This window comes from Mycobacterium palustre (assembly GCF_002101785.1).
Lineage (GTDB): Bacteria > Actinomycetota > Actinomycetes > Mycobacteriales > Mycobacteriaceae > Mycobacterium > Mycobacterium palustre.
In genome coordinates, this window is sequence record NZ_LQPJ01000058.1 from 1 (window position 1) to 21,909 (window position 21,909).

20 protein-coding genes and 2 pseudogenes are annotated in these 21,909 nt (G+C 63.4%); 9 read left to right on the top strand and 13 right to left on the bottom strand.

What is annotated here, in order from left to right; genetic code table 11:
- Positions 1-37: 37 nt before the first annotated feature.
- From AWC19_RS28805 to AWC19_RS04485, 6 genes and pseudogenes are all read right to left on the bottom strand, one after another.
- Positions 38-1,078, bottom strand: coding sequence for a tyrosine-type recombinase/integrase (locus AWC19_RS28805; RefSeq protein ID WP_142280979.1), 1,041 nt, complete (start codon positions 1,076-1,078; stop codon positions 38-40).
- A 289-nt stretch (positions 1,079-1,367) separates the two neighbouring features.
- Positions 1,368-4,234: pseudogene (locus tag AWC19_RS04465) on the bottom strand (MMPL/RND family transporter).
- Positions 4,231-4,650, bottom strand: a complete 420-nt coding sequence (locus AWC19_RS04470; RefSeq protein ID WP_245848728.1) for an MmpS family transport accessory protein — start codon at positions 4,648-4,650, stop codon at positions 4,231-4,233. Before AWC19_RS04470 ends, AWC19_RS04465 begins: the two are co-directional and overlap by 4 nt.
- Before the next feature lie 161 nt (positions 4,651-4,811).
- Entirely contained in the window at positions 4,812-5,495 is a 684-nt protein-coding gene (locus tag AWC19_RS04475) for an HXXEE domain-containing protein (RefSeq protein WP_158090829.1), read from the bottom strand.
- A gap of 199 nt (positions 5,496-5,694) precedes the next feature.
- A pseudogene (locus AWC19_RS04480) lies at positions 5,695-6,119 on the bottom strand (nitroreductase family protein); the annotation flags it as partial.
- Positions 6,120-6,264: 145 nt separating this feature from the next.
- Positions 6,265-7,068, bottom strand: a complete 804-nt coding sequence (locus AWC19_RS04485) for a cutinase family protein (protein WP_085076905.1) — start codon at positions 7,066-7,068, stop codon at positions 6,265-6,267.
- 260 nt (positions 7,069-7,328) lie between these two features.
- Here AWC19_RS04485 and AWC19_RS04490 point away from each other — a divergent pair, with 260 nt between their 5' ends.
- The gene (locus tag AWC19_RS04490; protein ID WP_085076890.1) at positions 7,329-8,081 is read left to right on the top strand and encodes an O-methyltransferase; all 753 of its coding nucleotides are present in this window, start codon (positions 7,329-7,331) and stop codon (positions 8,079-8,081) included.
- Between the two features lie 47 nt (positions 8,082-8,128).
- On the opposite strand, the gene AWC19_RS04495 is transcribed toward AWC19_RS04490, so the two are convergent.
- The 6 genes from AWC19_RS04495 to AWC19_RS04520 all read right to left on the bottom strand — a co-directional run bounded on the left by AWC19_RS04495 (position 8,129) and on the right by AWC19_RS04520 (position 13,412).
- The gene (locus AWC19_RS04495) at positions 8,129-9,073 is read right to left on the bottom strand and encodes a phosphotransferase family protein (RefSeq protein WP_342743777.1); all 945 of its coding nucleotides are present in this window, start codon (positions 9,071-9,073) and stop codon (positions 8,129-8,131) included.
- Positions 9,074-9,147: 74 nt separating this feature from the next.
- A complete protein-coding gene (locus tag AWC19_RS04500) occupies positions 9,148-10,014 on the bottom strand; it encodes a DUF7064 domain-containing protein (RefSeq protein WP_142280981.1) in 867 nt (288 codons plus the stop codon).
- Between the two features lie 76 nt (positions 10,015-10,090).
- Positions 10,091-10,549 (bottom strand): MaoC family dehydratase, encoded by a 459-nt coding sequence (locus AWC19_RS04505; RefSeq protein ID WP_085076893.1) that lies wholly within the window; start codon positions 10,547-10,549, stop codon positions 10,091-10,093.
- Between the two features lie 22 nt (positions 10,550-10,571).
- The gene (locus AWC19_RS04510; RefSeq protein ID WP_085076894.1) at positions 10,572-11,471 is read right to left on the bottom strand and encodes an SDR family oxidoreductase; all 900 of its coding nucleotides are present in this window, start codon (positions 11,469-11,471) and stop codon (positions 10,572-10,574) included.
- A gap of 10 nt (positions 11,472-11,481) precedes the next feature.
- Positions 11,482-12,615: an acyl-CoA dehydrogenase family protein gene (locus AWC19_RS04515; RefSeq protein ID WP_085076895.1), complete on the bottom strand. Its 1,134-nt coding sequence runs from the start codon at positions 12,613-12,615 to the stop codon at positions 11,482-11,484.
- 2 nt (positions 12,616-12,617) lie between these two features.
- Entirely contained in the window at positions 12,618-13,412 is a 795-nt protein-coding gene (locus tag AWC19_RS04520) for an enoyl-CoA hydratase-related protein (protein WP_085076896.1), read from the bottom strand.
- 576 nt (positions 13,413-13,988) lie between these two features.
- Here AWC19_RS04520 and AWC19_RS04525 point away from each other — a divergent pair.
- The 8 genes from AWC19_RS04525 to AWC19_RS04560 all read left to right on the top strand — a co-directional run bounded on the left by AWC19_RS04525 (position 13,989) and on the right by AWC19_RS04560 (position 21,180).
- Positions 13,989-14,720, top strand: coding sequence for a FadR/GntR family transcriptional regulator (locus AWC19_RS04525; RefSeq protein ID WP_142280982.1), 732 nt, complete (start codon positions 13,989-13,991; stop codon positions 14,718-14,720).
- A gap of 230 nt (positions 14,721-14,950) precedes the next feature.
- Positions 14,951-15,961 (top strand): amidohydrolase family protein, encoded by a 1,011-nt coding sequence (locus AWC19_RS04530; RefSeq protein WP_085076898.1) that lies wholly within the window; start codon positions 14,951-14,953, stop codon positions 15,959-15,961.
- Positions 15,906-16,982 carry a DODA-type extradiol aromatic ring-opening family dioxygenase gene (locus AWC19_RS04535; protein ID WP_085076899.1) on the top strand — a complete coding sequence of 359 codons (1,077 nt, stop codon included), beginning with the start codon at positions 15,906-15,908 and terminating at the stop codon, positions 16,980-16,982. The genes AWC19_RS04530 and AWC19_RS04535 overlap by 56 nt, the downstream gene beginning before the upstream one ends.
- Positions 16,979-17,803: an alpha/beta fold hydrolase gene (locus AWC19_RS04540; protein WP_085076900.1), complete on the top strand. Its 825-nt coding sequence runs from the start codon at positions 16,979-16,981 to the stop codon at positions 17,801-17,803. Before AWC19_RS04535 ends, AWC19_RS04540 begins: the two co-directional genes overlap by 4 nt.
- Positions 17,800-19,095: an aromatic ring-hydroxylating oxygenase subunit alpha gene (locus tag AWC19_RS04545; RefSeq protein ID WP_085076901.1), complete on the top strand. Its 1,296-nt coding sequence runs from the start codon at positions 17,800-17,802 to the stop codon at positions 19,093-19,095. The genes AWC19_RS04540 and AWC19_RS04545 overlap by 4 nt, the downstream gene beginning before the upstream one ends.
- On the top strand, positions 19,095-19,586 hold the full coding sequence (locus AWC19_RS04550; RefSeq protein WP_085076902.1) for an aromatic-ring-hydroxylating dioxygenase subunit beta: 492 nt from the start codon (positions 19,095-19,097) through the stop codon (positions 19,584-19,586). The genes AWC19_RS04545 and AWC19_RS04550 overlap by 1 nt, the downstream gene beginning before the upstream one ends.
- Positions 19,583-20,347, top strand: a complete 765-nt coding sequence (locus tag AWC19_RS04555; protein ID WP_085076903.1) for an SDR family NAD(P)-dependent oxidoreductase — start codon at positions 19,583-19,585, stop codon at positions 20,345-20,347. Before AWC19_RS04550 ends, AWC19_RS04555 begins: the two co-directional genes overlap by 4 nt.
- Positions 20,348-20,382: 35 nt before the next feature.
- Positions 20,383-21,180 carry a 2-keto-4-pentenoate hydratase gene (locus AWC19_RS04560; protein WP_085076904.1) on the top strand — a complete coding sequence of 266 codons (798 nt, stop codon included), beginning with the start codon at positions 20,383-20,385 and terminating at the stop codon, positions 21,178-21,180.
- Between the two features lie 26 nt (positions 21,181-21,206).
- Here AWC19_RS04560 and AWC19_RS04565 read toward each other — a convergent pair.
- Positions 21,207-21,909: NAD(P)/FAD-dependent oxidoreductase (locus tag AWC19_RS04565; protein ID WP_425436873.1), on the bottom strand; the 703-nt coding region annotated here is incomplete at its 5' end.

Genomic DNA, 21,909 nt, shown 5'->3' on the forward strand with positions numbered 1-21,909 from the left:
CAGAAAATCCCAACGCACCGCGAAGGGGGGGCCAAAACTAGCCGTCACACTGGGGCCACTTCAAGTTGACATTGCCAGGTTGATACCAAGTCTCTGCGAAAATCTGGTCATTGACATGACAACCGCCGCGCATCGGCACGAACAACTGACCGTCTCGCGATGAGTCAGCCCATTGTTTCAGGTGCTCTTTGATGGCAGGCCGAATCGCAGGCGGTATCAGCACCTTTCGCACCTTGTCGCTTTTGGTTGACGCTACCCGACACTGCCCCTTGTGCGTCACACCGCGCGAAATCGTGACCTGTGAACAATCGGCCTTAAAGTCGCCTGCTTTCAACTCGGTTACTTCACCCCAGCGCATCCCGCACCATGCTGCTAGAAGCACCAAAGCCTGATACCGCGCGGGAATCTCGCCAACGACTATCGCCAGCTCGGCAGGCGTCAAAATTTCCGGTTCTCGTTTGCGCCTCGTGGTCATCGCGCCTTCAATTTGGCACGGATTGCGCTGGATCAGTTCATCATTGAGCGCTGTTTTGCAGATGCCGTGTAGCAGCGCATAAGCGTGTTTGCGTCTGGTTGGTTGGTCTGAACCTAGCCACGCATACCAAGCCCGAACCGCCTCGGCGGACAGATCAGCTAGAGCGATTCCGCCTAGCTTCGGCTCAACCAGGTTGTTCCACTTGGATAGATACTCAACCCGCGTTGTTTCCTTCAACCTGCGCTGTTCGATCCATTGCTTGCCGTAGTCGCGTAGCAGTAGAACCGTGGCCTTAGACTCTTCGCGGCGTTGTTCGGGTGATTTCCACGCTTCGCCGGTCATGGTGCAACGGTCTAGGTAATTCTTCTCGTTGGCTAGCCAGCCTTCGGCGTTCAATCGGTTGTCGAACGTGCGCTCAGCCGTATGCCGCACGAGATCCTTACCGATGTAGCTTGCCTGAAACTTTCCGCTGGGCAGCTTGCGGATGGTCCCCCAACCGCGATGGCCCTTCTTTGCACCCTTGTGACGAGGGTTGCGTGGCTTGCGTGCGTCTAGCAAGCCAGGGTCCAAATCCTGCACTTGAGCGATGCTGTCTTCTAACACTTTTTGGACCCTCTCGCTTCAGTCCTTGAAATTGGTTCCTGGCACACTGGCCAATGACCTGCATGTTAACTACGCCCGTGCGCTTAACGTGCGCTACATCCTAGAAGCGGGCATCAGTTGCGCATGTTGGTATGAATGGTGAGCGCCGGAATTCGTTGTGCGGCAATAGAATTGCTGGCCATCGAGTGTTGCTTGCTGGCAAGGCTGTCGCAGGTTCGAATCCTGCCGGGGGCACGCACGGCTGTGGCCACATGGTGCCCCCTAGCCATCCAGGGGTAGCGCGTCAGCGTCACACTCGGCTTGGGTAGCGCATAGCGCTGGTTTCGTTGCTAGTTGGCAGGGCTGACGTCCGCAATGGTCGGCTGCGGACGCGTTGAGGCCACCAAAACCAGCGGCCCAGGAGGGTGGCGATCGCGGGTGTCATGAAGGAACGCACGACCAAAGTGTCGAATAACAGGCCCATTCCGATGGTGCTGCCAACCTGCGCCAGCATCAGCAGCGCGCTCAGACCAAAGGAGATCATGGTGAACGCGAACACCAGGCCGGCCGACGTAACCACGGCGCCGGTGCCGGCTACGGCTCTGATAATGCCGGTCTTGATGCCGGCATGGATTTCCTCTTTGAACCGGGACACCAGTAGCAGGTTGTAGTCCGAACCGACTGCGAGCAGGATGATCACCGACATGGCCAGGATCATCCAATGCAATTGGATGCCCAGGATGTATTGCCAGAGAAGCACCGACAGTCCGAACGATGTACCCAGCGACAACAGCACGGTCCCGACGATGACGGCGGCGGCGATGACCGCCCGGGTCAAGATCAGATGACGATGAATATCAGAATCAATGCTCCCGTCCCGACGATCAACAGGTCGAAGGCGGAGCCCTCCTTCATGTCCTTGGCGGTGGCCGCGGTACCGGCAATATAGATGTGGGAGTCCTCTAGCGGGGTGCCTTTGATGGCCTCGAAAGCGGCGTTGCGGATAGCGCTGATGTGAGCGATGCCCTCGGCGGTCGACGGATTGCCCTGGTGAGAGATGATGAACCGCACCGCTTTTCCGTCTGGCGAGATGAACATGTTCATCCCCCGCTTGAAGTCGGCATTGTCGAAGACTTCCGGAGGAAGATAAAACGAGTCGTCGTTCTTGGACTGGTCGAAGGCCTGTCCCTCGGGGTTGCCATGGCTCTGCATCGCAGCCCCTTGGTCTTGTATGCCAGCCATCGTGCTGTGCATAGACAGCATCATGGTGTGCATCGACTTCATCGTCGTGACCATCGGTTCCATCAGTTTCACCATCTCGGGCATGATCGCGTTCAGCTTGTCCATCTGGGGCATCAACTCGCCGATGTCGTCAGTAAGGGTGTCGATGCCGTCCAGAGCATCGAAGATCGACCGCAGCGCCGCGCACGCTGGAATATCGAAACAGTGTCTCTCCCAATAGAAGTAGCTGCGCATCGGGCGGAAGAAATCGTCAAAATCAGAAATTTTTACGCGCAGGTCGTTCATTTCGACCACCATGCGTTTCATCTGGTCTGTGAGGTTCTGCATGATGCCGGTCATTTCTTTCATCATCCCGATCATCGTTTCGATGGTGGTAATCATGCTGGCGGTCTGGTTGGCCATGGTCAGCATGTCGTCCATCTGGGCCTGCATGTAGTCGCGCTGCAACTGCTGGCTCACGCCTTGCATCCCGATCTGGTAGGGAATCGAGGTGTGATCGATCGGTGTACCCAACGGCCTGGTGATGGTCTGCACCCGCGCGATACCGGGGGTGTGAAAGACGTTGCGGGCGATGCGTTCGACGATCAGCATGTCTGCGGAATTACGAATATCCTTGTCGGTTTCGACCATCAGGAGTTCCGGATTCATCCGGGCCTGCGAAAAGTGCCGGTCGGCGGCGGCGAAACCCTGATTCGCCGGGATGTTTTTCGGCATGAACTGTCGGTCGTTGTAGTTGGTCTTGTAACCGGGCAGCGCGATCAGCCCGACCAGCGCCAGCGCGCAGGCCGCCGTGAGGATGGGACCCGGCCACCGGACCACCGCGGTCCCTATACGTCGCCAGCCACGCGTGCGCGTGGCGCGTTTGGGCTCGAAAAGCCCAAACCGACTGCCGATCACCAGGATCGCCGGCGCCATGGTCAACGATGCCAGCACCGACACGGTGATGCCGATCGCCAGCGGAACACCCAGCGTTTGGAACGCAGTCAGCCGGGTGAATCGCAGACAAAACGTCGCGCCGGCGACCGTGAGGCCCGAGCCGAGGATGACATGCGCGGTGCTCTGATACATCGAATAGAAGGCGCTCTCACGGTCCTCCCCGGCGTTGCGGGCTTCGTGGTAGCGACCCAACACGAAGATCGCGTAGTCGGTGCCCGCCGCGATGCCGAGCATGGTCAGCAGGTTCACCGAAAACGTCGACAACCCAATGAGGTTGTAGTACCCGAGGGCTGCCACCACACCGCGGCCGGCCGCCACTTCCAGGAGCACCGTCATCAACACCAGGAATACTGTGACGACGGAGCGATACACGATGAACAAGCTGACCAAGATGACCAGCAGCGTGATTATCGTGACCAACCTCAGGCTGCTATCCCCGATGTTGTGTTCATCAGCGGTCAACGCCGTCGCCCCGGTGACATATACATGGATTCCGGGTGGTGACGGTGTGCTGGCGATGATTTGGCGGACCGCCGCGACGGAGTCGTTGGCCCGAACCTCGCCTTGGTTGCCGACTAGGTTAAGTTGCACGTAAGTGGCTTTGCCGTCGCCGCTTTGGGCACCAGCGGCCGTAAGCGGGTCGCCCCAGAAATCCTGTACATGCGTGATGTGCGCGGGGTCGGCCCGAAACTTCTTCACCAGCTCGGCGTAATAGCGATGCGCAGTGTCTCCCAGCGGCTGATCGCCCTCCAACACGACCATCGCCGAACTGTCGGAGTCGGATTCCTTGAACACTCGGCCAATGTGTTTCATCGCCTCCATCGAAGGAGCATCGGCGGGAGTCAACGACACCGAGTGTTGCTCGCCCACTTTTTCGAGGGAGGGAAGGGCCACGTTGAGCAACACGGTTATGGCCACCCACGCCAACAAGATCGGGACCGCCGAAGTCCGAATGGCATGGGAGATGACCGGGCGGCGGCCGGTACGGTTGTCGCTCATGCTGACTTCACCTGGCAGAAGGTGAAAGCGTCCACCCCGTTGGCGGTTTTCTCATCCCTGACTTTGCCGTCCACGGTGATCCGACACCCGATGACCTGCGTGTTGCCCTGAGCAAGCAGGATGGGCGTAACAGCCGGTGAAGTCGTCGTCAGCGTCAACGTCCAGGGAAGTGGAACATGTTTGAGGCTCTGCGGGTTCGAGGAGAGATCCATGTAATTGATCGTCGCGTCAGCTCCTTCCGGCCCGAACACCTCGTAGGTCACCCGCTTCGGGTTGAATGGCGCCGCATCGTTGTTGATGCCCGAGCCTTCGCGGGTGATCTGCTTGTCTGACCCGAAAACACCGTGGAGCCGGTCGATTATGAACACCCCGAGCGCGAACGCGACCAGCACCACCAGCGGCAACCAGACGTGCATCACTCTTCTGACCATGAGACCTCTATCTGTCTGTCCTCCGGGATGGGGCCGCGACGATGTGTCTCCGGCGACACCGACCGCATCATGGCGGCCTTATCCGATAACTCGGCCGTATGTGGCGCCGCCGACGGACGACCCCGACGGCGTGATATCTAGGAGCATTAGCCATTCGCTTCTGAAGTGGTGGCGGCCGGCGTTTGTGGCGCCTTGGGGATGTAGCGGCCCATCTGATGGTCGGTGAAGGCGTAAGGGCTGTTCTTATCCGCGCCACGGATGTTCGGGGTCGCGACACCGAAGATCAGGAAACCCGCTAGCACCAGGAAGGTTTTGATCCAGTTGCCGCGACCGATGGGTCCTTGGGCGCGCAATGCCGAAAGGTAATTGACGCCGATCGGGACGTGCAGCAGCGCGGCGGTCAGGGCGCCCGGCGTGTACCTGGTGTGGAGAATGCGGGGCATCAGGATGCCGTGGCCGAGCGCCTGGAAGATGCCAAGCAGCACCGGTGGCAACCCCAGCCACTTAACCTTCGGAAAGAGCATGGCCGGCACATAAAGGGCCCGGAAAAAGATGTTGGCGCACATCGCGGAATGGGCGTTGAACGGGTAGTTATACGGCTGGTCGCTCTTGAAGATCCCGACGTTGACCATCCCGGGAAACCAGCCAGGATCGACGTATTCCTCGTACTGGTGGGCGCACATCGTCATCGCGTTCATCACCGCCAGGGCGCGGAGATTGGTCTGCGTCTTGCGGCCGGCAAGCAGACTCACCCCGCCCAGGACCATCGCCTGCACTGCGGCGACCCGAGGCCATTCCCGACGATAGACGTCTAACAACTTGGTACTCAACTTTGATACTCCATTCCACTGCTGCGGCGAAACGTGTTGCCCGCCTGACGAACTGACCCAACCCACCCCATTGCGATACCATCGTAGAGAATACATCCAGTAATGTATCACACCAGGTGGCCCGCTCACTATCCCTTTGCTTCCTCATCACGGCGCATTGACCATCTCGGCGGGCGGCGGCTGCCGTGTCGCAAGTTAACCATCGTCCACGGGGTATCACTGCAGCGTAGGGCCGGCGGTTGGGTTTGCGGATCGGCTCGAGCCGCCGCCGGCGGGGTCACCGACTCCGAGGAGATCGCAGACGATGGGATCGTCGGAAACCCCCCGGGGGGTTCGGGCTCTGTCCTGATCGTCGACCAGTGAATGACCCGTGCCGATTCCGAGTCGGCGGCCGCGAGGCTCATCGCCATCATCGCTTGCCCCAAATCGAACTGATCGATCTGTTTTTCACGCTCGTCTTTAAGCAGGGAAACGACGAGCGCTATGGCCGCCGGCGCATGCGCGATGTGGTCCGCCCCCAGCCATACTGTCGAAAGTTCCTGCGAATCAGCCTTGTTCGTCACTGCGACGAAGTCCGAATGCTGGTTGGTTGTGGGCCGGTGGTGCGCGCCACGCCGCCTCGATGAAAGAGACTCTCTTTTCTGGCCACCGCGTCCAAAGACCCTGAGGTCGTCGCCCGCCGGCGTGCCGCCGCCGTTGTCGAGGCCGCGGCCCGTGTCATCGAACCGCTCGAGCATCCGTGAGTCGAGGCATGCGGCGCGCCCGGCTGCTACAGGCGACCGGCGGCAAAATCGGCTCCCTGGTCAATCGTGGTCGCGTCGCTCGCATACGTGTTGTGCGCCGCGAAGTTCAGTCCGTCGGAGCACACCGCGTCCTCGGGCACGCAAACCTTGATGGTTTTGGACTGGTAACTCGGGCCTATGACAACCGGCGGCTGGTTGAGGAAGTTCATAGCCCGAACGTTGGGCATCCCGAAGAGAACGACCGCGGCGACGTGATCAGCCACCTCAGGCGCCAGCGGTTTCGGCACAGTCGCAGGATCAATCTCGTCGGGTACCGCCGCCGAAGTGACGAAGCCCATCACCGCCGCGCCCTGAGAGTATCCGCCCAGCACCATCTTGGTTCGGGGACAGTTTCTCGCCGTCGCCATAACACGGGCGCCCGCGTCTCTGATGCCGTCCAGGCCGGTGGACCACTCATCGCTGGCCGGGTAGTCGACCGAATACACGTCGAGCGACTTTCCGCCGGCGCGCTGACGAAGCGAATCAATGAAAGCCTGTCCCGTCGGGCCGGGACCTGGGGGTTCGCCGGTACCACGGGCGAATACCACCTCCACGTCGGGACAGGTCTGCGCGGATGCGGACGGAGCCACAGCGACCAGCGGCCAACCGGTTGCCAAAGCGGCGCCCAGCACGTGTGCGGCCTTGAGCGGCGTCAGCTGCCTAGGTGGCACGCCCGCACCGGCGCGGCGGAAATTTCGCAGCTTTGCCCAAGTGCCGGGGTCGAGCGGCCGGCTCGTGTTGCTCACGGCCGCCGGTAGGCGCCCGATACCGCGAAGGTTCACGAGCTTCATCGTCACCATCTCCCTTTCACTGCGTTCCCCCGGACCAGGCCGCCCCGACCCCCGAATTGCCTGTCAACCCCAAGCCCGACACATAAATATAGGTGACATCTGGTACCGTATCAGATGGTCGGGAGTCCGACGACATCGCCACCAATGCGTCGCGGACTCAGACAAAGTCGCGGACTCAGACAAACGAGTCGAGGTGACCTCTAGGCGAAGTGGGCGTCGAGCGTCGATCTGACCACGACAGGAAGTAGAGGTTGGAATCCATGAGTCTCAAGCAGCGGCTGTCCATCGTGCGGTGGTCGTTCTGGCGCATGGTGATCGGCGTCCCCAACTTCCTCCGCACCGGCCAGGTCGGCGACGGGCGTGAGGCCGCGGCCGTGGACTATGTGCTCAACAACGCCCGCGCCGGCGACATCGACGACGTGCTGGCCACCCTCGACAAGTTTGCCTACGAACGGTCGTTTCTGATCAACGTCGGCGATGAGAAGGGTCAGCTGCTGGACGCGGCGGTGCGCCGCGCCGATCCAAGTCTCGCACTGGAACTGGGCACCTACTGCGGCTACAGCGCGCTGCGCATTGCCCGCGCCGCCCCGTCGGCGCGGGTCTACTCGGTCGAGCTGGCCGCCGCCAACGCCGAAAATGCGCGGCGCATCTGGGACCACGCGGGCGTCGGCGACCGCGTGACCTGCGTGGTCGGCACCATCGGCGACGGCGGGGCCACCCTGGACGCGTTGGCTTCCCAGCCCGGGTTCGCCGCGGGGGCCCTGGACTTTGTCTTCCTCGACCACGACAAGGACGCTTACGTGCCCGACCTCCAAAGCATCGTCGAGCGCGGCTGGCTGCACCCCGGTTCCATCGCGGTGGCCGACAACGTGGGGTTTCTGGGCGCGCGGAAATACCGTCCGTATATGCAGCGGCAGCAGGGCAAGCAGTGGAATACCGTCGAGCACAAGACGCACGGCGAATACCAGACGCTGTTCGCCGACCTGGTGCTCGAGTCGGAATGTTTGAGTTAGTAACCGGCGCGCCCGGAATCCGTGGTGTCGGGCTGAACCCGTGATGGTCACCTGCTTTTCGTCAATGCCTCACCCGCGCCGAGAAACTCAGACACAAGCTCTGCCTCGGCGAAGTAGGAGTCACCGCCGCTTTCCTCTGCTCGACGGCGCCCGTAATCGTAGAGTGCAGCAAGCTTGAATTGGGCTAGCACTGCGTACCATTGGGTGCGCGCCGTAGTCGTACCCGTGCGAGCACAATATCGATCCAGCAGCTCGGCCCTCGTCGGAAACCCTTCCTGCAAGGCCACGGTGGCCATCCTCGTGATGGCCGTGCCTGGCTCGTCGGCTTCCGGAATCGAGGACAGGAAGTAGCCCAGGTCGAAGAGCGGATCGCCGAGGGTGGCCAACTCCCAGTCCAGCACGGCCGCGATGCGCACCGGTGGCTCGCGGGCATACATGAGATTGCCCAGCCGATAGTCGTTGTGAACGATCGTCGCCCCCGACTCGACGGGCACGTTGCGCTCCAGCCACCGGGCCAGGGACACGAACGGCTCCGGCATCCGGTCGCGGGTTCCTGTCACCAGTGCGCAGACCCGGCGCAGGTGTCGCGCGTTGAAGCCCGCTGGCCGACCGAAGTCGTTCAGGCCGTGAGCTTTCCAATCCACCGTGTGAAGGTCGGCCAGCGTATCCACCGCGCGCTCGGCAATATCCCGCCGCGCCGCGGGACGGTCGAATGGTTTCGGGGCCGTCGTGGTGATCACCACGCCATCGACGAACTCCGTTACCACCAGCGGGACATCGATGATGGTGCCGGCATCGGCGATCGCCAACACCGCCGGCACCGGGACGCCGGTGCCGGCCAGTGCCGCGATCAGGCGGGCTTCGCGCAACACATCGTGCGCGCCGACCGGAAACGGCGGAGTGGGCGGTCGGCGGACCACCACTTGACGTTCGCCATCGGACACCACATACGTCAGGTTGGAATGGCCGTCGCCGACGGCGTGTGCGGTCACTTTAGGACCGCACACGCCCCGCTCATCCAAGTAGCACCCGAGCCGGTCAAGCTGCCCGGGCGACCATGACCAACTCACCGTGCGCTCGCGGACTTGGTCAGGTATTCCAGATACGAATGCGCCCAATGTGTTTCGAACTGTCCCGCGCCGGCCTCGCCGTCGATGCTGGCGTGGCACGCCGCTTCCCGGATGACGGTCGCGAGCGGGTCGTGGGTAGGCAATTCGACCACGCCGAACGCATCCAATGTGAGTTCGGTCTGCCGTCCCTCGATGTCGATCACGGTCGCCGCAAGGCGGCGTTGGCGCATCAGGTCGTCGTAGTCGGCATGGTGGGCGATGCTCCGTATCGCGGTGGTCACGCCCTCGCGGCATACGTAACCGCCGAACCCCCACTCCCCGCGCGCGATCCATATCCACCCGTTCAGCGCAACGGCGCTGGGCGTGTAGGCGACGAACCACTTCCAGTGCTGCGGCACACCCCAGTCCCGCACACCCCACGAGTGGTCACGGTGGCCAATCCGGTCCAGAGCGATTCGACGGCGGCCGACCTGTATCGACCCCTGCACGTGGCCAGTTTGTTCCATCCGGTTCTCGGCGAACCACACCGGCAGACCGTCCGGATTCTCGTGATAGGTAAAGGCATCGTGCACGCCCCGGAAGCCGAATTCGATTGCGACGTCGTCGCGTTGGTAGGTCAGCGTGCACGTCCGCAGGGGATCCTGCTGCTGTAGCCGCAGTCCTTCGAAGGAAAGGTCATCGAGGTCGGCCGAGTCCGGGATGCGGCCAGACCCCAGATGTAAAGCGAGCGGTTCCGGCTCCGGTCCCCACACCACGACGTTGTAGCCGGCGCGTCCGCGGTCGGTGAGATACAGGTACACCTGCATGCCGAGCTTTTCCTCGGGAACGATCACCTCCCAGAACAGGCTGTCGCGCATACGCATGCCGGGAGCCGGACGGTGCCGAAGGTCGTCGCGGGGGTCCAACCGAACACGACCCCCCGCTTGCCCCATCCGGGGATCAGAAGACATATCTGCCTATCATCTCGGCCAGCGCCGCGGGCTTGTCGTTGGCGCTCAGCTCGACGGTATGCCGAACGGTCAGATGCACTGTGGAGTCGTCAATTCGGTTGACATCAGCGAGCTCCGACCGCACCCGAACCCGGGAGCCAACCGGCACCGGCGCTACGAATCGCACTTTGTTGAGGCCGTAATTGATGCCCATCTTGGCGTTCTCGACGACAAAACACTGCTTACTCAGCGCCGGTATCAGCGACAAAGTCAGCAGACCATGGGCGATTGTCGTGCCGTAGGGACTGTCCGCCATCGCCCGCTGCGGGTCCACGTGAATCCATTGATGATCCCCCGTCGCCTCCGCGAATGCATCGATGCGGGACTGATCGACCCGCAACCAGTCGCTGACCCCAAGCTCGCTGCCCGCCGCCGCAACGGCGTCATCGATGGAAGTGATCACCTTCATGGCGTTTGCCTTTCGCGTCTGCTCAAACGGTACGCGCGGCCTTGGCTGCAGCCGATGCCGCCTGAGCGCGCTCTCGCGTCTTCGCCCACGCCTCATCGCTCATCGAGGTCAGCGCGGCGAACGTGTTCGGACCCGCCAGACGCTGTCCGCCATCCATCGCGATGGTCTCCCCGGTCAGGTAGTCACACGCATCGGAGAAGGCCAATATTGTCAGGTTTGCCAGCTCGTCGATCGTGCCCGTCCGGCCCAGCGGAATCTGGTCGGCCTGTGTTGCGCCGGCCGCGCTTTCTTCGGTGGGATTCAACATCTCCCAGGCATATTCGGTCGGGATCGGTCCGGGGGCCAACGCGTTAAGGCGAATTCCGTAGCGGCCCCACTCGACAGCCAGCGACATCGTCATAGCGTGCACCGCCGCTTTGGCCATGGCCGAGGGAACGACGAAAGCCGAACCGCTCCACACCCAGGTGGTGAGGTTAGAGAGTACCGAACCCGACAGTCCCTCAGCGATCCAACGTTTTCCGACCGCCAGGGTGGTGTTGAACGACCCGGTCATCACCGTCGAAGTGATCGCATCGAACGCTCGCGGACTCAGCGTTGCGGTCGGTGCAATGAAGTTGGCGGCCGCATTGTTCAGCACGCCGGTCAGCGGGCCGTGCCGATCCCAGATCTCAGCGACTCCGGCCGACACCGCTTCGAAGTCACGGACGTTCACCGGCTGGTAGTGCGCGGCGCCGGGATGACCGGCAGTGATCTCCTCGACGGCCTCGGCCAAGACGGCCTCCCGCCGGCCCCAGATGTGCACCTGCGCGCCGTGCGCAACCAGTCGAGCGGCCACACCCCGACCCAGCCCGGTACCACCGCCCGTGATGAGAATGCGCTTGCCGGCCAGTGCATCCGGCGCGTAGATACTTTGCGGACTCATAGCGGCGACCTCATAATCCAAGGCTCTTTCCGATGATGTCGCGCTGAATTTCGTTGGCGCCGCCGTAGATCGTCGGGGCAAGAGCCTTGCGCACCTGCAGTTCCATCCCGTACTCCACGGTGTAGCCGTTGCCGCCCATCAGCTGCACACCCTCCAGCGCAGCCCGTTTGGCGACCTCGGTGCATTTGAGCTTGGCGATCGAGCCTTCGCGGGCGAGCTGATCTTCCAGGCCGGCGTCGATCTGGGCCGCGACCTGGTAGACGTAGGCGCGACAACAGTCGATTTCGGCGACCAGGTCGGCCAGCCGGTGCCGAACCGCCTGAAAGCTACTGATTGACCGGCCGAACTGCTCACGTTGCCGAACGTAGTTGATGGTGTCCTCCAGCGAGCGCCGGGCCGCGCCGATCGACATCGCCGCGATGATGAGCCGCTCCACGTTCAGACCGCGCATCAGCCGGTGCCAGGCGTCGCCGACACCGCCGACCACGTTGGCGACCGGGACGGCCACGTCGGTGAAAAAGACGTCGTTGACGGTATGTCCGTCCATCGTGATGATCGGCTTGATCTGAAGACCCGGCGTGTCGGTGGTCAGGTACAACAGCGTCAGGCCCCGGTGCTTTGTGCCCTCGGTAGAGGTTCGGGTCAGCACCAGCAAATGATCGGCGAGATGCGCCGCGGTGATCCAGGTCTTCTGACCGTTGACCACGAAGCGGTCGCCGTCACGAACGGCGCGGGTGCGCACCGAGCCCAGGTCGGAGCCCGCGCCGGGCTCCGATAGCGCGATCGCCTCGAAGCGGCCGCTGCAAAGATTGCTCAACACCTCTTTCTTCTGCTGCTCGCTGCCGTGCCGCAGATACGTTTGCGCCGCAGTCAATCCCGTGCCGTAGGCGTGGATGGGCGCGAGTCCACGAGCGGTCTCCTCGAGGAAGATGCACTCCTCCACCATGCCGGCGCCCCCGCCGCCATACTCGACCGGAAGCGATACGCCGAGCCACCCCAAACCCGCCAACCGGGAGAGGAGTTCGGGGCTGTTGGAGAGCCGGCCGCCGTCAGTGAGTTCGGCGCGTTGTTCAGCGCTGGCGCAGTGGTCCGCGCAGAACTTTTCGATCGCGCGAGCGAAATCTTGCTGCTCCGCGGTGAACACGCTCAATTTCCTCGATAGGGCGCGAAGTCGGGGGGGCGCTTCTCGTTGAAGGCAGTGATGCCCTCCTTCGCCTCCGAGGTCTCACCGAACAGCTTCAGGCTGGAATACGCCATCTGGCCCATCGAGGCGAACTGTTCGGTATCGGTGTTGAACGACTGCTTGAGGACCTTGAGGGCTGTTGGTGAGAGCTGCAGGATCTCATCTGCCCAAGTCCGGACCTCGGCCTTGAGCTGGTCGGCAGGGACCACCTTGTTGACCAGGCCCCACTCATAGGCCTGTTGGGCCGAGTACCGCCGACACAAAAACCAAATCTCCCGAGCACGCTTCTCTCCGACCACCCGGGCCAGGTATCCGGTGCCGAAACCGGCATCGAATGAACCCACCCGGGGACCGTTTTGGCCGAACACCGCCGTCTCTGAGGCAATGGTCAGATCGCACAGCACATGCAGCACGTGCCCGCCCCCGATTGCGAAGCCATTCACCGCCGCGATCACCGGTTTGGGCACATCGCGGATCACCCGATGCAACGAGTCGACCTCGAACAGACCGCTATCCGAAGGGCCGTAATCTCCGGTCTGGGCCCGCTGCTTCTGGTCTCCGCCGGTGCAGAATGCTTTGTCCCCGGCACCGGTCAGGCAGATGGCTCCGACCTCCGCGCTACCCCAGGCCAGCTTGAACGCCTTGATGAGCTCGTCGATAGTGCGCGCGCGAAACGAGTTGTAGCGCTCGGGCCGGCTGATCGTGATCCAGGCCAGTCCGTTGTCGATTTCATAGGTGATGTCGGTGAAACCAGTCATTCTGTCGCCCTTAATTTTTGGAAGTCGGCTGGCCGTCCGATGCGGCTGCTCCACATTTGGTCATACCATAATACCAAAGTCAGGCACCAAAAAATCGACGCCGCTGGGGCAAGCCTGCAGGATTTCCGGCACGGCGTCGCACCCCTCCGGGTGGATATTTTGTCCCCCTGTAGAGGCACCCACGCCCCGCGCTCGGCTCTCCCGGAACTCGGCGGGTAGGGGTTGGGATTGGGTTTTGGCGCCCGCTCAGTTCCAACCCGCCGGTCTTGGCGGAGCTGGTCTTGGGCGGTCGCCGAATTCCCTTCCGAGACTTGATCGAACCAGTCGATCGCCCAGTTGAACGATCCATGGCATCGGGCCACTCGAACGTCGATGCCACGGCGCCGCATTCGTCGCGGCGACGGATCAGCAGGTCGCGAGCCGCACGGTACGCGGCGACGCCTGAGCTCAGGTCGCACACTGTCGGCTCCTGGTGTCGGTTGGGTGCCCAGCCAAGCGCACGGCGGACGCTACTATCTGGGAGGTGTGTCGGCCCCGCACGGTTCGTGCCGGACGGCAGTCCGAAGGAGAGTGTTGATGGCGCGTCAAGAGCCGGCGGCGCGATCGTCGCGGGCGGAACGCGTCGCCGCCGATCTCGAACATGAGATCCTGGCCGGGCGACTCCCCGTTGGCGCCCACCTCGGTCGCCGATCGGAGATCATGGACCGATTCGGGATCAGCCCCACGGTGATGAACGAGACGTTGCGGATCCTGCGCAATCGAGACCTGGTGACGGTGCGCCCCGGACCCGGCGGCGGCATCACGGTGGCCAGTGCCCCCCCGCAGGTTCGCACCGGGGCGTTGGACCTATGGTTTCAGCCGTCCAATCCGCATCCGCTGGACCTCTTCGAGGCCCGCCTGTATCTCGAATTCGGCCTGACCAAGGCCGCCTTCGAACGCGCCACGGCCGAGGACATCGGCGCGATGCGCGCGGCGATGGTGACGATGCGATCGAGCACCCAGGCGTCGGACTTCTTCGACGCGGTGCTGGCATTCCACAGCGTCGTTGCCGCCGCCGCGCACATCCCCGTGCTCGAGGGTATGCACGACTTGATCGTCACCAGCATCAAGGCGGTGCTGAGCCGGGTGACGTTCGTCGAGGGGCACAAGCCTCTGGTGGCGGCCAGCCTCGAAGTTCACGACGACATCGTGGCAGCGATCGCGGTGCACGATCAGGCCTCGTTCGTCGAGGCGATCAACCGCCACGATCGCGACTTGATTCGGGCCGACGATCCGGATCGGACACCACACACCCCACAGAGTCCCTGACCGTTCAAGCCGGCCGATAACGCCGGCCCGGAGAAAGCCGTTGCACGGCCGTGATGCCAGCACTCGCCGCGTGCGGCTGGTGTATCAGCCCTACAGTGTGATCCACAACATTATGGATGCACAATCTTGAATTGTGTATGCACAATGCTCTATCGTGTGGATTGACTGCAGCGGCATCCGGAGGAACGATCATTACCACTTCGCCGCCCCCCGAGCGTGGCCTCGTCGACATGCACACCCATGCCATCGACGGCAGTCTGCCGGACCTCGCACAACGGTTCCCGGGCGACCGCTGGCCCACGGTACAACGCCTGGATGACACCCACGGGTGGCTCAATTTCGACGGCGAGCGATACCGTCGGATCGACCACCGCTGCTGGTCACCCACTCCTCGACTGGCCGATATGGACCGGGATGGCGTTGCGCTACAAGTGGTTTCACCGATCCCGGTAACGTTTTGTTACGAGGGTGACGCCGCTGGCACTGCGGAACTCGCGGCGTTACAGAACGACTTCTTCGCCCGCATGGTCAGCACGCATCCCGCTCGTTTTGCCGCGCTCGGTTCGGTACCGCTCCAGGACCCCGACTTGGCCGTCGAGGAACTGCGGCGATGCATGGACCGCCCCGGCTTCCTCGGAGTGGAGATCGGAACCCGGGTGCGGGACGTCGAACTCTGCGACGAGCGGTTCGATCGGTTCTTCGCCGTTGCGCACGAACTGAACGCCCTGATCTTGCTGCACCCGAGCGACCAGGACCTGCCGAGCCGCACAACGTCCATCGGCCTGGGATTTGGTGCAGGGATGCCCACCGAGACGGGACTGGCCGCCGCCACCCTGATCGGCAGCGGCGCGCTGGCCCGGCGTCCCCGGGTCCGCCTCTGCCTGGCTCACGGGGCCGGCACGCTCCCCGCCCTGATCGGACGGCTCGACAGGGCCGCTCGGATCGCCGGCGTCGCCGCCGACTCCGCCGAGTTACCGAGCAGGCAAGCGCAAGCACTGTGGTGCGATTCGCTGACCTACAACCGCCCGGCGCTGCTGGCTGCCGTGGACGTATTCGGAGCCGAGCATGTCATGTTCGGCTCCGACTATCCCTTCCCCGCCATGCCCGAGCCGATCGACGACATCGTGGCCGACCTACCCCCTGAGCTTCGCCGCCGGATCAGCAGAACGAATGCGGAGGAACACTATGGCCCATTTCCTCGGACTGGGGCTCACGCACTACCCGCTGCTGGCGGGCACTGACGAACACATGGCCAGCCTGTTGCGCTGGACTTTGGCAGACCCGGACATTCCCGCGGCCGAGAAGGACCCAGCGAACTGGCCGGCGGCGATGCGCGCAGAGTGGGGTTCAGACCAAGGTGTCGCCGCCGCAGCCAAGCACCGGAAACAGTTGACGGACAACCTCTTTCGCTGCCGCGAAGCCCTCGACGAGTTCGAACCGGACGTCATGGTGGTTTGGGGCGACGACCAGTACGAGAACTTCCGGGAGGAGATCATCCCACCGTTCTGCGTGCTGGCCTATGGCGACGTCGAAGCCTGGCCGTTCGAACTCATGACCGAACGCGGCAGCCCAAACGCCTGGGGGCTTCCTGATGACACCACCATCACCGTGCACGGCGACCCCGAGAACGCCCGCTGGCTCACCACCAAACTGCTCGATCGTGGATTCGACATGGCCTATTCCTATGAGAAGCGCAAGGATTCGGCCTTCCCACACGCCATCGTGAACACTCAACTTTTCCTCGACTACCCAAACGCCGGGGCGGCTTTTCCCTACCGTCTAATACCGATTACGGTGAACTGCTACGGCCCGCACGTGATCGCCCGCCGCGGCGGGCTCGCCCGCTTCGCCCAAATCAAAGACGAGCGGACCGATCCCGTCGGACCGTCACCCGCCCGCTGTTTCGGATTGGGCCGCGCGGTGGCCCAGTCGTTCGCCGAAACCGACCTGCGCGTCGCGCTGGTGGCGTCATCGAGTTGGTCGCACGCGTTTCTCGTCGACAAGAACTGGCACCTCACCCCGGACACCCAGGCCGATCTGCGGCTCTACCAACTGTTGAAGAATGGCGACTTCGAGAAGTGGCAGGCCACTACGACCCCCGACATTATCGAGTCCGGCCAGCAGGAAATACTCAACTGGTTCTGCCTGGTCGGCGCCGCCGAAGAACTCGGGCTCGAGCTCGCCTGGTCGGAGTTCGTCACCACCGATGTCTTCAACTCCAACAAGTGCTTTGCCGTTTTCCAGGAAGGGAAGAATCGATGACAACCATCATGGCGGAGCCCCGCGCAGTGGTCGCCGGCGGCATCAGAACCAGCTATCTGGAGGCCGGCTCCGGTGAGCCGGTGATCATGCTGCACGGCTCGGGGCCGGGTGTCTCGGCGACGGCCAATTGGCAGTACAACATCGGCCCGCTCGCGCGCCGCTTCCACGTCCTCGCGCCGGACATCGTCGGGTTCGGTGCCACCGAACGTCCCAAGGACGTCATCTACTCGCTGCGGACGTGGGCCGACCACGTCTGGGCATTCCTCGACGCCCATGCGATCACCCGAACGGCGATCGTCGGCAACTCCCTTGGCGGCCGTATCGCCCTGCAGATGGCCATCGATCACCCCGAACGGATCAGCCGAATGGTCCTGATGGGAGCCCCTGGCGTGGGGATGACCCTAACTGAAGGCCTTCGCGCGTTGCGCGCCTACGAGCCCTCCCTCGACGCAATGCGCGACATGCTGCGCACGTACTTTGCCGTTGACCCGGCCTTGATCGACGACGAACTCATCGCCATCCGATACGAGGCCAGCGTCGCCGATGGCGCCTACGAGACCTACCGCGCAATGTTTTACGACCCCAAGCACAAGGGCTCCGAACTCGGTATCACTGCCGAGGAGGTGCGCGCCATCGAGACCCCCACGCTGCTGGTGCACGGTCGCGAGGACAAGGTCGTGCCGTTGACGGTCTCGGTGACGATGCTGGACCTCCTGCCCAACGCCGACCTTCACGTTTTCAGCAAGTGCGGACATTGGACCCAAATCGAGCGCGCAGACGAGTTCTCCGCCCTGGTCGCTGACTACCTGGAGCGCTCATGAGCACTGTCGAAGAACGGACAAGGCAAGCCACCGGCCAAACGCCGCTCGTGGTCGACGACCAAGACCGGCAGGTGTTCCGCGTGCACCGCTCGGCCATGACTTCGCCTGACGTGCACCGCGCCGAGATTGAGCGGGTGTTCGGCAAGTGTTGGCTGTATGTGGGCCACGAATCCGAGATCCCCAAGCCAGGGGACTTCGTTCGCCGCAAAGTGGCCGGCCGGCCGATCTTCATGGTCCGCGGGGCGAAAAGCGGGAAGATCAACGTGTTTCACAACACGTGCACGCATCGCGGCGCGCTCGTGTGCCGACAGGATTCCGGGAACGCAAAGGTGTTCTCCTGCTTCTACCACGCCTGGTCATTCGACACCGAAGGCCGGCTCAACGGCGTGCCCGACCGCGAGGGTTACTCCAACGACCTCAATTACGACGAGCTCGGGCTGGCCCGGGTCGCGCGGGTGGAGTCCTACCGCGGGTTCGTGTTCGCCAGTTACGACCCCGATATCGTCGACCTGCCGACGTATCTGGCCGGCGCCACGGAGTACATCGACCTGGTGGTGGACGGTTGCGGCGGTTCGGTGGAAATCATCAAGGGCACCAACGAATACAGTTTCGACGCGAACTGGAAGCTGCTGGCGGAGAACAGCATCGACGGCTACCACGCCGCGTCCACCCACGACACCTACTTCAAATACCTGGTCTCGCTCGGGACCGACATGCAGGGTGGCGTTGTCGGGCAGGCAGTCAAACTAGGCAACGGACATGCCGTCATCGAGTACTCGTCACCGTGGGGACGTCCGGTGGCCAAATGGGAACCCCTCTTCGGCGAGGAGTCCCGCAGCGAAATCGACCGGCTGCGCGCCGAACTCGTCGACCGCTACGGCGAAGAGCGAGCCCGCAAGATGGCCGAGGTGAACCGTAACCTGATCATCTACCCCAATCTGATCATCAACGACATCATGGCGGTTACGGTGCGCACGATGTTTTCACCGGCGCCCGATCGCGTCGATGTCACCGCGTGGGAGCTGGCTCCAAGCGACGAGCTGCCAACCCTTCGGCACCGCCGGCTCGACAGCTTCCTCACCTTCCTGGGGCCGGGCGGCTTCGCAACTCCCGACGACATCGAAGCGCTCGAGTCCTGCCAGCAGGGCTACACGAGCGGCGGGGTCGAGTGGAACGACATCTCGCGCGGCATGGGCCGCGGATCGACGGCCAGCGACGAGGAACAGATGCGGGAATTCTGGCGCCGCTGGCAACAGCAGATGGGCACCGCGCCGTATCGGGCAGCCGTCTGATGACCGCCGCCGCACATATCGCAACCCGGCCGGAGGTCGAGGATTTCCTCTACACCGAGGCGGCTTTACTGGACGCATGGGAACTGGACGAGTGGCTGCGGCTGTTCGATGCCGACGCCAAGTACGAAGTGCCCTGCAACGACGCGCCCGATGGCGACCCGGACCGCGACCTGATGCTGGTCGACGATGATCACCGCCGACTGCACGCGCGGGTCGAGCGGCTCAAGAACCGCCGTGCCCACCGCGAATTCCCGCACTCACGCACCAATCATCAAATTTTCAATGTGCAGGTCGAGCCCGCGGGCGAGGAATTGTCGGTCACGGCCTCGTTCACTGTGTGGCGCTTCCGGGGCGGCCGGTCGAGCAGCTACGTCGGTCACTATCACTACCGGCTCCGAACGGGCGACACCGGCCTGCGGATCGCCCAAAAACGAGTACAACTCGACATGACGGACCTGCGGGCCGTCTCAGACGTGGCAATCATCCTGTGAGCGAGGCACTTAGGGCCCGCACCGCGATCGTCACCGGCGCGGCTTCAGGCATCGGTCTCGGCATTGTAGAACGCCTCATCGCCGAGGGGGCCCGGGTATTCGCGGCTACCCGCTCCAGCGAAGAACTCGAGAAGGTCACCCACCACGCGTCCATAAGCGGGGGATTCGTCGGTGAATTGCACGAGCCCGGTGTCGCCGACGAACTCGTAAACGCCGCTCTGGGCGCGCTCGGCCATGTCGACATTTTGGTGAACAACGCCGGCGGCGGGGTGATCCGGCCAACCCTGGAACACACCGAGGAGACCCTGCAGGCCACGATCGACAACAACCTGTGGACCACCATCCGCTGTGTTCGAGCCATCCTGCCGCACATGGTTTCCCGCCGATGCGGTCGGATCATCAACATCGGCGCCGATTCGGTGCGCACGGGCCTGATGGACCACGCGATGTACAACGCCGCCAAGGGCGGCGTGCACGCGATGGTCACCGGCCTGGCACGGGAATTCGCCGGATCCGGGATCACCGCCAACACCGTCGCGCCGTGCTATGTGCTCACGCCGGAGCTCTCCGAGCTCTTTCAGTCGGGTAACGCGCCGCCAAGGCTGGAGGAGGTGGTCGAGCAGGGCACGGCCATCGTCCCGTTGGGACGGCCGGGCGCGCCGGCCGACATCGCCGCAACCGTGGCGTTTCTGGCCGGCGCGGACAACGAGTTCATCACCGGACAGACCATTTACGTCAATGGCGGCGCCAGCATGGGCTGACGCCCCGCCGACCCCGACACCCAGGGAACACTTCCATGACTGTGAATTCTGCTCGTCTGCGCGAAGCGGCCGATCGGCTCCTCGCCGCGGCAGCGCTACCCAAGCAGTGCGAACCGGTGCGCGACATCCTCGGCGACCACGACATCGCCGCGGCCTACGCGGTGCAACGTCTGCTCACCGAAGATTCGATGGCGCGCGGCCGATCGATCGTCGGCCACAAGATCGGCCTGACATCCCCGGCCGTCCAGCGCCAACTCGGCGTCGACCAGCCCGACTCCGGCGTCCTTTTCGACGACATGCAGGTCTCGCACCGATCCACCGTCGTGATGAACCGGCTACTGCAGCCCAAAGTGGAGGCAGAGATCGCGTTCATCCTGTCCGCCGACCTCGACGACGACCTTTCTGAGCAGGCGATCCGACGCGCGGCCGGTGTTGCCGTGCCGGCCATCGAGATCGTCGACTCCCGGGTCAGGGACTGGTCGATCAGCATCGTCGACACCATCGCCGACAACGGATCCGCGGCGCTCTTCGTGCTGGGTGAACCTTCGGTAGGGGCCGACAACATCGATTTCTACTCGCGCACAATGACTCTCACCGAGGATGGCGTCCGCGTCTCGCAGGGCCGCGGCTCGGACTGTCTCGGCAGTCCGCTCATCGCGTTGCAGTGGCTGGCCAGGGCCGCCCGCGACAACGGCTCCCCGCTGCGAGCAGGGCACATCGTGCTGTCCGGGGCGCTAGGTCCCATGGTTCCCGCCCGACCCGGGAGCACCTACACCGCCACCATTGATGGAATCGGCTCGGTGGCAGTTACTTTTGGAAAAGAGTCGCGATGACACGGACCAGAGTGCGCGAGCTTTGATCACTCCGCGGCGCCGCCGCCCGCCGTGGCCGCTTGCGGTCGCCCAACCGGGCGGGTTTGCGTGGCGGCCGCCCTGTGGGCGGCCACAATCGGCGCCTTGCCCACGCTCCACCCGGGATTCTCGGTGGAAACCGGCTTCGTCGACCTGAACCCATCGAGCAGCCGATGTCGCCGAATCCCGATCTCGTGCGGCAGTTGTTGGGCAACTTCGGCGAAGATCGCCCGGCGGTCAGCCCCGGGTTCGCGCAGCGCCCTCAGCAGACCGGCGAGCAAACGGCGCGGACTCAGGACATTCTCAACCGGGCGAACCCGGTTGAACGTGTCCGAAAAGTCCGGGGCTTGGTCCTTATTGCGCTCGAAACCTTTCAGCACGGCGTGAACCAACGGACTGCTGGGGTTCGGATGTGTTTCCCGGTTGCCCCAGTGGTAGGTCGAAATCGTGTCGCGGTCCCGTTCGCGCTCGTACTCGCGCAGCGCGGCATCTAGGGCTTTCCGATCGCCGAAGGTGCGCGCAATGGCCTGGCCGAGAAGACGACCATGCCTGAGCGCGTCGCGCTGGCCATTGCCGGTCAGCGGGTCCTTGAAATGCCCGGCATCGCCCACCAGCGCCCAGCCCGGCCCGCTGGGGGAGCGTCCCGGGGAGTGGTGTAAGTGATGGCGGCGTGTCGGTCCCTGACGTAAGAGGGCCATCGCGTGAGTCTCT

Coding starts and splice junctions, on each gene's coding strand:
- AWC19_RS04550 (WP_085076902.1), top strand. CDS start 19,095: ATGACCGCCGCCGCACATATCGCAACCCGGCCGGAGGTCGAGGATTTC.
- AWC19_RS04470 (WP_245848728.1), bottom strand. CDS start 4,650: ATGCACGTCTGGTTGCCGCTGGTGGTGCTGGTCGCGTTCGCGCTCGGG.
- AWC19_RS04485 (WP_085076905.1), bottom strand. CDS start 7,068: ATGAAGCTCGTGAACCTTCGCGGTATCGGGCGCCTACCGGCGGCCGTG.
- AWC19_RS04490 (WP_085076890.1), top strand. CDS start 7,329: ATGAGTCTCAAGCAGCGGCTGTCCATCGTGCGGTGGTCGTTCTGGCGC.
- AWC19_RS04525 (WP_142280982.1), top strand. CDS start 13,989: ATGGCGCGTCAAGAGCCGGCGGCGCGATCGTCGCGGGCGGAACGCGTC.
- AWC19_RS04505 (WP_085076893.1), bottom strand. CDS start 10,549: ATGAAGGTGATCACTTCCATCGATGACGCCGTTGCGGCGGCGGGCAGC.
- AWC19_RS04560 (WP_085076904.1), top strand. CDS start 20,383: ATGACTGTGAATTCTGCTCGTCTGCGCGAAGCGGCCGATCGGCTCCTC.
- AWC19_RS04510 (WP_085076894.1), bottom strand. CDS start 11,471: ATGAGTCCGCAAAGTATCTACGCGCCGGATGCACTGGCCGGCAAGCGC.
- AWC19_RS04535 (WP_085076899.1), top strand. CDS start 15,906: ATGGCCCATTTCCTCGGACTGGGGCTCACGCACTACCCGCTGCTGGCG.
- AWC19_RS04540 (WP_085076900.1), top strand. CDS start 16,979: ATGACAACCATCATGGCGGAGCCCCGCGCAGTGGTCGCCGGCGGCATC.
- AWC19_RS04500 (WP_142280981.1), bottom strand. CDS start 10,014: ATGCGTATGCGCGACAGCCTGTTCTGGGAGGTGATCGTTCCCGAGGAA.
- AWC19_RS04530 (WP_085076898.1), top strand. CDS start 14,951: ATGCACACCCATGCCATCGACGGCAGTCTGCCGGACCTCGCACAACGG.
- AWC19_RS04545 (WP_085076901.1), top strand. CDS start 17,800: ATGAGCACTGTCGAAGAACGGACAAGGCAAGCCACCGGCCAAACGCCG.
- AWC19_RS04520 (WP_085076896.1), bottom strand. CDS start 13,412: ATGACTGGTTTCACCGACATCACCTATGAAATCGACAACGGACTGGCC.